Origin of the sequence: Neoalteromonas facilis, from assembly GCF_002807665.1 — a bacterium.
GTDB lineage: Bacteria > Pseudomonadota > Gammaproteobacteria > Enterobacterales > Alteromonadaceae > Alteromonas_E > Alteromonas_E facilis.
Map to the genome: position 1 here is coordinate 790,054 of NZ_PEAY01000001.1, position 12,312 is coordinate 802,365.

Annotated in this window: 11 protein-coding genes; 5 read left to right on the top strand and 6 right to left on the bottom strand. The window is 43.0% G+C overall.

Features of this window, described 5'->3' with window-relative positions:
* Positions 1-2 precede the first annotated feature (2 nt).
* The 4 genes from CSH93_RS03565 (at position 3) to recN (ending at position 4,577) form a co-directional block, all read left to right on the top strand.
* Positions 3-1,007: an extracellular catalytic domain type 2 short-chain-length polyhydroxyalkanoate depolymerase gene (locus CSH93_RS03565; RefSeq protein WP_100641829.1), complete on the top strand. Its 1,005-nt coding sequence runs from the start codon at positions 3-5 to the stop codon at positions 1,005-1,007.
* Positions 1,008-1,017: 10 nt separating this feature from the next.
* Positions 1,018-1,785: a 3-hydroxybutyrate dehydrogenase gene (locus CSH93_RS03570; protein ID WP_100641830.1), complete on the top strand. Its 768-nt coding sequence runs from the start codon at positions 1,018-1,020 to the stop codon at positions 1,783-1,785.
* 123 nt (positions 1,786-1,908) lie between these two features.
* Positions 1,909-2,784, top strand: coding sequence for an NAD(+) kinase (gene nadK / locus CSH93_RS03575; RefSeq protein ID WP_100641831.1), 876 nt, complete (start codon positions 1,909-1,911; stop codon positions 2,782-2,784).
* Between the two features lie 125 nt (positions 2,785-2,909).
* Positions 2,910-4,577 carry a DNA repair protein RecN gene (gene recN, locus CSH93_RS03580; RefSeq protein WP_100641832.1) on the top strand — a complete coding sequence of 556 codons (1,668 nt, stop codon included), beginning with the start codon at positions 2,910-2,912 and terminating at the stop codon, positions 4,575-4,577.
* Between the two features lie 3 nt (positions 4,578-4,580).
* On the opposite strand, the gene CSH93_RS03585 is transcribed toward recN, so the two are convergent.
* Positions 4,581-5,366: a substrate-binding periplasmic protein gene (locus CSH93_RS03585; RefSeq protein ID WP_100641833.1), complete on the bottom strand. Its 786-nt coding sequence runs from the start codon at positions 5,364-5,366 to the stop codon at positions 4,581-4,583.
* A 274-nt stretch (positions 5,367-5,640) separates the two neighbouring features.
* Here CSH93_RS03585 and CSH93_RS03590 point away from each other — a divergent pair, with 274 nt between their 5' ends.
* Positions 5,641-5,991: an outer membrane protein assembly factor BamE gene (locus CSH93_RS03590; protein ID WP_100642326.1), complete on the top strand. Its 351-nt coding sequence runs from the start codon at positions 5,641-5,643 to the stop codon at positions 5,989-5,991.
* Positions 5,992-6,090: 99 nt separating this feature from the next.
* Here the strand turns inward: CSH93_RS03590 and CSH93_RS03595 are convergent, their stop codons facing one another.
* From CSH93_RS03595 to CSH93_RS03615, 5 genes are all read right to left on the bottom strand, one after another.
* Entirely contained in the window at positions 6,091-7,209 is a 1,119-nt protein-coding gene (locus CSH93_RS03595; RefSeq protein ID WP_100641834.1) for a two-component system sensor histidine kinase NtrB, read from the bottom strand.
* 57 nt (positions 7,210-7,266) lie between these two features.
* On the bottom strand, positions 7,267-9,492 hold the full coding sequence (locus tag CSH93_RS03600) for a PAS domain-containing protein (RefSeq protein WP_124748928.1): 2,226 nt from the start codon (positions 9,490-9,492) through the stop codon (positions 7,267-7,269).
* 250 nt (positions 9,493-9,742) lie between these two features.
* Entirely contained in the window at positions 9,743-10,783 is a 1,041-nt protein-coding gene (locus CSH93_RS03605; RefSeq protein WP_100641836.1) for a GGDEF domain-containing protein, read from the bottom strand.
* A 3-nt stretch (positions 10,784-10,786) separates the two neighbouring features.
* On the bottom strand, positions 10,787-11,869 hold the full coding sequence (locus CSH93_RS03610) for a PAS domain-containing protein (protein WP_100641837.1): 1,083 nt from the start codon (positions 11,867-11,869) through the stop codon (positions 10,787-10,789).
* Positions 11,870-11,935: 66 nt separating this feature from the next.
* On the bottom strand, positions 11,936-12,304 hold the full coding sequence (locus tag CSH93_RS03615; protein ID WP_100641838.1) for a BLUF domain-containing protein: 369 nt from the start codon (positions 12,302-12,304) through the stop codon (positions 11,936-11,938).
* Positions 12,305-12,312: the final 8 nt, after the last annotated feature.

Sequence of the window (12,312 nt, forward strand, 5' to 3'; positions counted from 1 at the left end):
TCATGAAAACGACACGACTACATGCCATCGTATTAGGGCTTTTAAGCAGCCCTGTTGCGCTTGCGGACACTCCCCTACCATCGCTTTCACTAGACAAAGCCCAAACGACTGTAAGTGGCTTATCCTCTGGTGGTTATATGGCAACTCAGTTTCATTTAGCCCACAGCGACTGGGTATCGGGTGCAGCTCTTATCGGCACTGGCCCTTATTACTGTGCTAAGGGCGATATAGGCGTTGCGCTAAGCCAATGTGTGTCTAAGATGGAAACCCCAATAAACGCAGATGCTTTGCTCAATCAAGCAGCACAATATCAAGCTCAAAACAAAATTCCACCACTGGAAAATTTAGCTGATGATCGCGTGTGGATCCTGCACGGCAAACTCGATAAAACGGTCAACCGCACCGCTGCTGAAACATTGGTCAATCAATATACTCAGTGGGTTACTGAAGGTGCCGTTGAATTTGTCGGTGATAAGCCTTTCTCACACCACTTCCCTACAACGTCGACTGGCACTGCATGTGAAGAATCAGCATCGCCATTTATTGGAAATTGCGATTACGATGCAGCGGGTGAATTACTCCAATTTTTGTACGGTGAACTACAACCTAAGTCAGAAGAGCCAATGGGGAAATTGTATTCCTTTAATCAGCAACAGCTGGGGGGAGAAAACGCTGAAGGCTTGGGTGAAACGGGTTATTTGTACGTACCAGAAAGTTGTACATCTGAAGGCTGTCGTTTACACATCAGTTTTCACGGGTGCAATCAAAATGCGCAAGCAGTTGGTGACGCGTACGCCTCGCAAACAGGCCTTAATGCCTGGGCTGACAGTAACAACATAGTCGTATTATACCCGCAAACTAAAACCTCTATGTTTATGCCTCTCAATCCTCAAGCTTGCTGGGATTGGTGGGGCTACAGTGGTGAAGACTACGCCACTGCAGATGGTGTTCAAATTAAAGCTGTAGAGCATATGGTAGAGCAGCTATTATCTAACGCGATGAATTAAGGAAGTATCAATGACAACGCGCAATGTACTTGTAACGGGCGGTGCCAGCGGCATTGGGTTTGGGATAGCAAAAGGGTTAGCTGCAGAAGGCCACCATTGCATTATTGCTGACCTCAACCCTGAAGCGGCTCAAGCTGCTGCCAATGAATTAAGCTCGTTAGGCTATAGTAGCTCTGCTGTAGCGGTTGATGTATGTGATCCCCAGCAAGTAGCAGCCTTACCTGAATTACTCAAAACACACCCTGTTGATATATTGGTCAACAATGCAGGGATTCAACATGTCGCTAAGATTGAGGAATTCCCGCCTGAAAAATGGCAACAACTTATTCAGGTCATGTTAGTCGGGCCGGCTCTGCTGACTCAGGCTTTTCTACCGCATATGCGAGAGCAAAATTTTGGCCGCATCATCAATGTTGGTTCAATCCACTCTGTGATTGCTTCGCCTTACAAATCAGCCTACGTTGCAGCCAAACACGGGTTGCTTGGATTTGCCAAAACCGTTGCATTAGAAACGGGCGATTGCGATGTCACGATCAATACACTTTGCCCTGCTTACGTTAAAACGCCATTGGTTGAAAAACAGATTGCCTCTCAGGCGATTGAGAATGGTATAAGTGAAGAGGACGTAGTGAACAAGATCATGCTTGAACCCATGCCCAAAAAAGCCTTTATCGACATTTCTGAGCTTGCCGATACCGCAAAGTTTCTTGTATCAAACAGTGCACGTAATATTACCGGTCAGACTCTTATCTTGGATGGCGGCTGGACCTGTCGCTAACGCCATCAACGTGAGAAAACAGTGGGTTAATCAATAACTTATCGACAAAGTTACACTCAACATTTGTGTTCACGTAGAAGTGTGCTAGTGTTTCTGGACATTAGCACACTTAACTTCTAATCAATGACTTACAAAACCGTCGGCCTGATAGGTAAACCCGCTCACGAAGGCACTCAACAAAGTCTTACCGCCGTTATCGCGTTCTTGCGTGAGCAAGGGTGTACGATTTTGTTAGAAGAACATATCGCCAATGACGTTGATTTAGATGGGCTTCATGTGTGCAGTCTGGTTGATATTGGTAAAAAGGCTGACTTAGCTATTGTGGTAGGCGGTGATGGCAATATGATCGGCGCCGCTCGCGTGCTGGCGCGATTTAATGTGGCAGTGGTCGGCGTCAATCGCGGTAATTTAGGCTTTTTGACAGATATTCACCCAGATGAAATTCAACAACAGTTGGAGCTATTGTTCGCCGGTGAGAGTGTTACTGAACAGCGCTTTTTATTAGAAGTGGAAGTGTACCGTCATGAACAGTTAAAAAGTGCCAGCTCCGCGGTAAATGAAGTGGTTCTGCATCATGGCAAAGTTGCTCACATGATGGAGTTTGAAGTGTATATTGATGATCACTTTGTCTTCTCACAGCGCTCAGATGGGCTTATCATCGCCACGCCAACTGGCTCAACCGCTTATTCTCTATCTGGTGGTGGCCCCATCCTAATGCCCAAATTAGATGCCTTAACGCTGGTACCAATGTTCCCTCATACCCTAAGTAGTCGTCCAATCGTTGTTGACGCGAATTCAACCGTTTCGATGCGCGTGTCGAAAGTGAATAGCTCTAATTTACAAGTCAGCTGTGACAGCCATATTGTATTGCCCGTATTGCCAGGTGATGAAATCCGTATACGCAAGAACCCCGACCAATTGTCGCTAGTGCATCCAAAGGGCTATAGCTACTTTACCGTACTACGAAATAAATTAGGCTGGGGCAGTAAGCTTTACTAAACAGACTATGTTTAAGGCATTCTAGTCATTAACCGCTAATTCCATTTTCGTATCAAAGAAACACTTTACAAATACTTTTTACTGTATATATTTACACATACTGTATGGATATATAGGTAAGTGTCATGTTATCCCATTTATCGATTAAAAATTTTGCGGTCGTTAAGCATATTGAAGTTTCACTAAAATCTGGCCTGACAGCCATTACAGGTGAAACGGGTGCAGGCAAATCGATCGGTATCGATGCACTGTCATTGTGTATCGGGGAACGCGCTGAAGCCAGCATGGTAAGAAAGGGGGCCGAGAAGGCCGAGATAATTGCCCATTTTGATATCAGCCAAAATGCAAAAGCGACGGAGTGGTTAAAAGAGCACGAACTGTTCGATGAAGATACGTGTTTTATTCGACGTATTATTTCAGCTGAAGGTCGCTCAAAGGCGTTTATTAATGGCTCCCCCACTTCGCTTCAGCAACTTAAGCAACTCGGCAGCCTGCTGGTCACCATTCATGGACAAAACAGCCATCAACAGTTACTCAAAGAATCGGTACAGCGGCAAATGCTTGATAACTTTGCCGACAACCAATCAGCTTTATTTGACACTAAAACAGCTCACAAACAATACCTTGATGCACTTAAGCGTTTAGAGCTATTGCAGCAACAAACACAAGCACGCAATGACCGTAAACATCTTTTAAGTTACCAAGTGAGCGAATTAGATGAGTTTGCTTTAAGCGAACATGAATTCGCCGAACTGGAAGTCGAATACAAACGTTTGTCTAACAGTCAAAGCCTGTTAGAGCAAAGCCAACTCAGTTTTCACCGTCTGTATGATGATGAGCGCTTTAATGCGTATAACGCCATACAACAAAGTGCTGATAGTCTGGCCGAACTATGTGACAGCGACGCACAGTTGAGTCCAATTGTCGGGTTACTTAACGAAGCAAGTATTCAGGTTGAAGAAGCAGCGCGAGAATTGCGTCAATACTGCGATGATTTAGATATTGACCCCATGCGCATGCAACAAGTAGAGCAGCGGTTTGATAAAGCCAACGAACTGGCTAGGAAGCATAACGTCTTACCCGAGTGTTTGTATGCTCACCATATGGCATTGGTGGAAGAGTTGAATGAAATAACCAGCGCCGATCATGAACTAGAATCCATCGAAAATGATGTGGAAACGCTGAAAAGTGCCTATTTGCATTGTTGTGAACAACTATCATCTAAACGAAGCGAGGCAGCTCCGCGCTTAGCGAAAAAACTAGAGCAATCCATACAACGTATGAATATGCCTTATGCCACGATTGAAATCGATGTGCAGGCAAGCCCTGAGACTTGTTCGGTTAACGGATTTGATAATATTACCCTGCGTATTGCAACGAACCCAGGGCAACCCGCAGACAAACTGGATAAAGTAGTCTCTGGCGGTGAGTTAGCTCGAGTAGGACTTGCCATGCACGCTATTGCCGCTGACAAAGAACAGTCGCCCACATTATTATTTGATGAAATCGACACTGGGATAAGCGGCCCGACGGCCAGCATAGTGGGCCAACTGTTGCGCACAATGGGCAATCAAGCTCAGATCATGTGTGTAACTCACTTACCTCAAGTCGCTGCTCAGGCACATCAGCAATTATTTGTAACCAAACAAATTGAAAATAATACAACCGAAACGCACATTGTTGATCTGGATAAAGAACAACGAGTGAGTGAACTTGCGCGCTTGTTAGCGGGAGACACTTTGACAGAAAGTGCATTGTCGAATGCTCGCTCGCTGTTACAAGCTGTTGCCTGATCGTTATGGCCAGCCTTCAAGCCGGCCATACTTCTCTAATAGATCGTTATATATTGCCCTGCGGGTTTCGCCAGATTGAGCCCAAATCTGCTCTGCATACTCTGGATATTGGCTGATAAACCCGTCCGAGATCATAATGTAATAGGCTTTACTATTGACCTCTTGTGGTAACTCAATAACCCCTGAGTTTGTAAAAGAAAGTCCATTAAATTTGTTCGTGACCACCGCGCTAACTCTACCTAATCGAAGCATACCGAAAGCTTGAGAGACTCGACTGACTTCATACACCGGTATATTTCTCTCATTGAGAAAACGGCGTATCGATGCGCCAATCTCAATGGCAATAGGCTTGTTTGATAAGTGGGAAAACTCCATGCCGTTCCAACTCACATGACCGCTTTCGAGCACATACGCGTGATACGCGTCACTTTTTAATCGTCGTTTAGGGTCAATGCTTCCATTGAGCTTAGGGTAATGCCCATATTGTTCCCTATCTGCACTAAAGCTTGCTACATTCAATAAGTCTACTTCATTCTGCTTTAGCAGTACCAAACATCTTGGAAATGGCGCACGTACCCACTCTATGCTCTGACCCAACTGGCGTGCGAGATGCTGTTGTAATTCAATATTGATACCCGGATGGGGATGATTTTCTTGTCCTGGCTTGCGCCATAGGGGAAAGAGGTCTGAATCCATCAAACACACTTTTAAACGGTCTGGAGTCGTTGCGGCGACCGCTGATTGTGCAAAAAACAGCAAAGTAGCAAAAGTAAAAAGGATTGACTTCATAATACCGTACCACCAGACCTCTCTCTATCGAGTATAGAAGCTAATGAAGAAAGTGAAAGTTCAAGAAAGGTCTTTCATACCGCGGGTTGGTCACTTGCATTATCAACTGAATACTGAGTACATAAAAAATTGTTACTGCATCGAACTAATTAACGGTTGATTGGTCATATGCTGCTGAGGTAGCATGCCTGCCGGAATGGTGTTTTGCATATTATTTGCTAAGCCGTCATGCGGCTTTCCACCCATTTGTTATTTTGTATTTGATAAGGTTCTCATGAAGTTTTTAGCCGCTATCGCGCTTGTATCGCTATTGTTAACAGGTTGTTCTAACTGGATTTACCGCATTGATGTACCTCAAGGTAATTTCCTTGATGACCGAGATGTCAAACAACTTCGCGTAGGTATGAGTAAAGAACAAGTCATTTATGTACTGGGTAATCCGGTGGTTCAAGATTCTTTTGATCATGACACTTGGTACTATATCTACGAAATGAAACGCGGCATGAAAAAGCGTGGGAATGATTTTCAGAAGTCACTGATCATTCATTTTGAAAATGATCAAATCGCCCGTGTAGATGGTGATTTTGAGCTATCTGAAGATTTTATGACGCCATTAGATCAGTAACACAACCAAAAACGCGGAATAACTTTCTCGCTAAATACCTCGTTAATCACAGGGCTGTTTATTCATTTAGCAGCCAATGAGTCCTCAATTTACGTTACATCACGATGCTGAGACTGGCAGTAATATTGTGAATGTCGTTCCCTTATTTAACGTTGACGTAACTTTAATCAGGCCCTCGTGTTGACGCACCGTCGCAAACGACGAGGACAGGCCTAGCCCGGTTCCCTCTGGTTTTGTCGTGAAAAAGGGATCAAAAATATTCACAATATCGCGCTCTGAAATGCCACTGCCATTGTCTTTAACAACGACCGATAGGTATTGACCGGCTTGAATTTCGGGAAAGTTTGTTTCTTTTTGCACCTGATCGATAACAATATTTTTAGTGTGAATCGCGACCCTTCCTTCACCCTCTATGGCATCTTTGGCGTTTAAGCACAGATTCAAAATAACATTCTCAATGGCTGATTCATCTCCTCGAACGCGTGAAGACTGCGCATCCAAATGACTGGAGATCTCAATATTTTTACCGAGTGAATGCTGTAATATTTGTAATGCGTCTTTGATAACTTTGTGCACGTCAAATTCAAACGACACGATTTCCCGTTTCTTAGCAAACTCTAAAAGCGTCTTCGTAGTTTGCCCTGTTTTTTCACAGACCCTTGTTATTTTTTCTGCCAAGTCAATCGCTTTTTCATCTTTTGACAAAGCGGTAATCAGCTGAGCATACCCCATTATACCGGCCAATTTATTGTTAAAATCGTGAGCGAGTCCACCTGCCAGCTTACCCAAAGCTTCCATTTTCTCGCTTTGTATAACGCGGGATTGGAGTTCAATTACATCTGTTATGTCAAAACATGAACCTATATAGCCGCCAAATGTACCGTCATTATCAAAATAGGGGCGCCCCTCATCTCTTATCCAGCGATATTCATCGTTTGCATCTAATAGTCGATAATCCATGTTGAAAGCTTCTCGCTTATCAAATGCATCAGTATAAATCGCGAGGCAACGATCATAATCATCGGCGTGAACACCGGCTGCCCAACCGAAACCATATTCCTGTTCAATCGTCTTGCCCCTAAATTTGAGCCAGGCATCATTGAAGTAAATACATTGCTTTTCCGTATTGGCTATCCATATCAACACAGAGGCAGACTTTGCCAACATTTTGCACAGCATCTTATTGTCTGATGAATCTTGGTTTAGCATCTCGCTCATAACTGCTCCTTTTCACATCCAATGCTCAGGTAGGAAAATCCCCGCAACCGTGTCGTCTTAATCATAAAAATCCAGTAGCTCTTTTACCAACTCTTGATGATGCAGGGGTTTTTGCAATACTTTCACATTAACGTCCGCCAACTTTTTATGAGCCGAATACCCCGTCATGATGACGCAATAAATCTGTGGACAAGATTCCGTTATACGGCTGATAAGTTCGTTCCCTTGCATCTGCCCCTTCATCGTTTGATCAGAAATTACGATATCCACACTGGATTGATTTTGGGTCACATACTGTAATGCCTCCTCTGCTTTTTCGAATGCCATTACGCTAGCACCATCAGAAGTTAACAATAGCTTTGTAACCTCAAGGATATCTGTTTCGTCATCCACAATAACGATGTTCAGACCCTGAAGCCCTTTTGAATTCTTTATCTCTTTTGTCATTGGTTCTTTTCCTTCACATACTGGCAGCCATAAGGACACACTGGTGCCTTTTCCCTTGAACGATTCAATCACCAAGCCACAACCATGATTTATAGCAAAAGTGGCAACGCTGCTGAGATCGACAGTTTGAGTATTTGTACGGTTAGCGGATTCAAAATAAGGCAAGAAAACCTCTGGCAGCTCCTGCATAGGTATACTTTGCCCTGTGTCAGAAACACTTAATACGATGTAATCACTTGCTTCTGTAGGGCTGGCTTGTATATGTCCCCAATGAGGTAAGAATTCTGATTCCACGTGGGTTGAAATGACGATATTACCATTTGTCGGTATAACCCGTTTGGCTCTATCAACTAGCAGATGAATGGTATCTTCAAGCATTTCCGGATCGAGCAGGCATTGACGGTTAGCGTCGAGGTTCGTGTTTATCTCAATCGATGTTGGCACTTTGGCTTGGTACACTGTAATGGCCTCTGCGATGAACTCATCGAGGTCAAGAATATACCGAGGACGAGAATCACCGCGGGTTAAATTCAGCAGTCGACTTGTTACGCTCCTTCCCCTCTCCACGCCATGTTTAATTCTTCGCAGTTGAGCATTTATTGATTCTTCATGGGGTACAGAAGCCAACACATCAGTACTATTGCCGATAATAGCCAGCACATTATTGATGTCATCACAAATACCAGCCGATATTTGACCCGCCAATGCTATCTTTTGGGTAGACATTAATTGAGCATCTTGCATTTTACGTTTGGTGATATCCTGATGAAATTCAATAAAATGCGTGATTTCATCCCCTTCTTTTAACGGTGAAATGATCGTATGCACCCAATAGGCTTGGCTCTTTTTAGTATAATAAAGAACCTCAATATCGATGGACTCACCTTCAGATAATCTATCTTGCGCCAATAAAAGTAATGATTTGTCAGTTTCCTCACCGGCAAGCAAATCGGCTATATTTTTACCTCTTAATTCATCTAAAGAGTACTTCGACATTGCCATAAACGAGTCATTTACCCATTCAATTTCACGTTTCGGGTTCGTGATCACAATTGAAGTCGTGGGTACTTCAGCAACTTTAGAGAGTAAGCGTAACTTTTGATTCAGCTCTATAATATCTGTGATATCAACCGACACACCAAATATTTCGATAGGCTCATCATGGTCGTCATCACACTGCACATATGCTTCACTGCGTACGTGTCTTTCTTCGCCGGATGGTCGCACAATTCTTAGATTTAAAGACCAACCACTTTTTTCATTGATAGCTTTATCAATTGCGGCCTGAAAGACCGGGCGATCATCGGGATGATATAATTCAACGGAAGACTCAATCGTCGGAGTAAAGGATTCTTTGTCAACACCATGGATGGCATAAATTTGGTCTGACCAAAATACTTCTCGGGTAATTCTATCCACATGCCAATGCCCAACATTGGCGAGTTTTTCAGCCTGCTGCAACATAACAGTAGCTTGTTTATCATGAGATTCTAGCGCGACTTTTTCGTCTACAGGCAGTGCACTAGCAACAACATTGCCGTTTTTATCAATACGTGCAGCCCATTCCAACCAAACGTAACTATTGTCTGCGCAGTGGTACCTATTGCGGAAACCTGTCACCGCCTCTTTGCCCGATACAAGGAGTTCGAAAGCATGCATCGTTTTTTTAACATCAGAGGGGTGCAAAAACTCAACAAAAGGTTGCTCATACAAGGTATCAAGCGTCCAGCCAAGCACTTCGCGCCAGTACTCATTGAGGTAAAGAAACTTACCTTCAGGAGAAACCGCACAAATAAGCGTATTCACACTGGCTAGCAATTGCTTATAGTCGATCACGAATAGCACTACACATTCAGTTATGACTCTTCTTTCAGTGTTGTCTAGAGATCAATGAAAAGCAACTTAAGAGAGGTAAATAATCGGTTGAACAACTTAATGCATGCGAAAGCTTGATGCAGGTCAATCGATAACACACGGCAGCATATTCAGTCTATTCTTTCAGGCCAAAACTTAAGACGGATGAAAATGCTATTTAAGAGAATATGAATGATATGAACCAGAACCCCCTATTCAACCATACAGGCCATCAGAATAAGTCAATATCCCCTTCTGCTTGGCTCTTATCGTTGAACACGCCTGAGCGCAATAAATGCTCATATACCGCAACCTTATTCCGTCCTTGTTCTTTAGCGAAATACAATGCTTGATCCGCTCGCGATACTACACTATTGATAAACTCATTAGGCTTAACCGCGGTTATGCCAACCGAAATCGTAACTTGCCCAACCAACGGAAAAGCTTGTTGCGAAATCCAATGACGAAAGTCATCAAAAACCCGTTCAGCATTTTTGGTTTCAATGGGCTGCAATAAAACCAAAAACTCTTCACCGCCAAAGCGAAAAAGTAAGTCGGATTTTCTAAACCATTCCCGCATTAGTTGAGACATTTTCAGCAACACTTCATCACCGCATAAATGACCGTACACATCATTCACCTGCTTAAAGTGATCGATATCTATCACACCAAGCCATAAAGCATGAGTATCGACTGGTACTCGTTGTTCATCCTCGTCGGTTTCATATTTGGATTGCTTGCAGGCCAACTGCTCTTTGATTAACGATTGAAAGCGGCGTTCTAACGAGTGCCGGTTTAATAGCCCGGTTAATTTGTCCTGCTCGCTCAGGGCGATAATCATTGCATAGTTGGCATAGACTTTAAGAAATGCGGTTATCAAGGAAAGATTATTTTTACTAAGTTTCGATTGAGTCGTTACTTTCACACACACTTTTTTACTATCGCTAATCTCCTGCTCAAGCCAATAGTCGATAGTTTTTTCATGCTCATCAACCACTAATCCATCACTGGCACAAACCAATGACAACTGACTAATTGTCGATTTTGCGACAACTTCATTTCCCTCTAGAACAGGTGATTTTTCTGCTTGTTTCGAAATAAACAAACGCCGAATTGCGCGCTTACAAATGCCCTCTTGGCATTCAAACTCGTATAACACAATAGACTCACATTCGATCAAATCTATCAGTGTTACGAGTAAACTTGCTTCCAAAGAATCAATATCTCGACTGCGCGTTAACGCCACCATGGAATCAAGTAATTTCTTACTCATCGATTAGAACAACTCATCGTCTTCGTCACTGGTACCGTCTAAACGGGTAAAAATGGCTATCTGCTTACAGCTGGAAATTATACTGCTATCAAGCCAGTGAATATCCTCTGCAGTTTGTTCTACAAAAACTGCGTATACCCATTCATAGAGGTCGTCGATCAAGCCTTTAATTGCTTGCGTCACAATAACGTCAAACGGAATTTCGATACTGTGATACATCGCGGCGGAGAGCTCACTTAAGTTAATCGAAATATCAATAAACTCTTCGATATAAAATACGGCGTTAGCAAACTCTTGTAAGTCGTTAATAAGTTTCTTACGGTCGACTTCATCATAGTTAGTTAAGTCATCTGTTGAAATCGTCACGGCAAGTAGTCCCGCAATGTCTTTAAGTTCTGATATCCATGCAGGATCTATTTCAGCGCTACCAATAAACGCAGCAGCACTTAGAGTTCGCTTGTTTTCCACGCTAATATTGTGTCTGGATGACGTTGTATCGAAATCAAAGAAGTCAGACGTTTGCTCTTCGCTTGAGCTAACTTTGCTGGAATAAGCTGATAACAGCTCAACATTCTTATCCAGTTCAGCTTTGGCTGTTTCAAGTTCGTTCGAAGCGCCATTTTTTGACAATAACTCTGAAAGAAATAGTTTAAAAAATTTACTGGATACTTTTAAGCGGTTAAGGCTTTGCCTAAAAGCAGTAAGATCGCGTTGCACCGAGACAAAATATTGGATCTCATTGTGTTCATTTCTAACAGGATATACATTCCACTGTACAGGGTATTCGGAACCATCTTTACGATAGTTGATGGTTGCACCTTCAAAACTATCACCTTGCTGAAGGGCTAACTTAAGTCGCTGAATGACCGAAGCTTTAGTATTTTTCCCTTGAAATATACGCGGGTTTTTACCGTACAACTCTTCTTTCGTATACCCGGTCATGCGACAAAATTGTGCGTTAGCATAAATAATTTTGTGACTATTGGGAATTGCGTCAGTAATAATTACGGACTCAAAACTATGCTCCATGATCACCTCAAAAACGCGAAGTAATTCTTCTCTTTCCAATGTGTTTACATTTTGCACAACCTAAACCTCTCGTATACTCGGCGTTTTCGCTCAAACAACACTAGTAAGTTTTTATAGCTGATTTTACTTCACATTAGCCAGTAGCAGTTCCAGTGCGCTTTCACCACACAATAGAGACAGATCTTGAGTATCACTCGATTCCAGACTAGAAAACCCCATGCGCCAATTGCCAAATAAACGCTCTTCACATGCTGTTTCTGACAGTAATACCACGTCGGTATGACGGGGGTCTTGGGCGATAGTAGTATATAAATCCCTAACTGCATTTTCGTCGCCCTCTAATGCTTGGAGGAAATGCACGTAGTTACAAATTAACATGCCGGTAATATTAAGCTCTGCGTTTTTCTCGCGCGCTTTGGCTAAAATATTTGCCAATGCAGTTGAATCGAACAATGGCTGATTAATTTTACTCACATATACGAGTCTAAACATGGTGACCC

What these genes read in the sequence shown, in the direction of transcription:
- nadK (WP_100641831.1), top strand. Translation starts at nt 1,909, where the DNA reads ATGACTTACAAAACCGTCGGCCTGATAGGTAAACCCGCTCACGAAGGC.
- CSH93_RS03585 (WP_100641833.1), bottom strand. Translation starts at nt 5,366, where the DNA reads ATGAAGTCAATCCTTTTTACTTTTGCTACTTTGCTGTTTTTTGCACAA.
- CSH93_RS03565 (WP_100641829.1), top strand. Translation starts at nt 3, where the DNA reads ATGAAAACGACACGACTACATGCCATCGTATTAGGGCTTTTAAGCAGC.
- CSH93_RS03615 (WP_100641838.1), bottom strand. Translation starts at nt 12,304, where the DNA reads ATGTTTAGACTCGTATATGTGAGTAAAATTAATCAGCCATTGTTCGAT.
- CSH93_RS03570 (WP_100641830.1), top strand. Translation starts at nt 1,018, where the DNA reads ATGACAACGCGCAATGTACTTGTAACGGGCGGTGCCAGCGGCATTGGG.
- recN (WP_100641832.1), top strand. Translation starts at nt 2,910, where the DNA reads ATGTTATCCCATTTATCGATTAAAAATTTTGCGGTCGTTAAGCATATT.
- CSH93_RS03590 (WP_100642326.1), top strand. Translation starts at nt 5,641, where the DNA reads ATGAAGTTTTTAGCCGCTATCGCGCTTGTATCGCTATTGTTAACAGGT.
- CSH93_RS03595 (WP_100641834.1), bottom strand. Translation starts at nt 7,209, where the DNA reads ATGAGCGAGATGCTAAACCAAGATTCATCAGACAATAAGATGCTGTGC.
- CSH93_RS03605 (WP_100641836.1), bottom strand. Translation starts at nt 10,783, where the DNA reads ATGAGTAAGAAATTACTTGATTCCATGGTGGCGTTAACGCGCAGTCGA.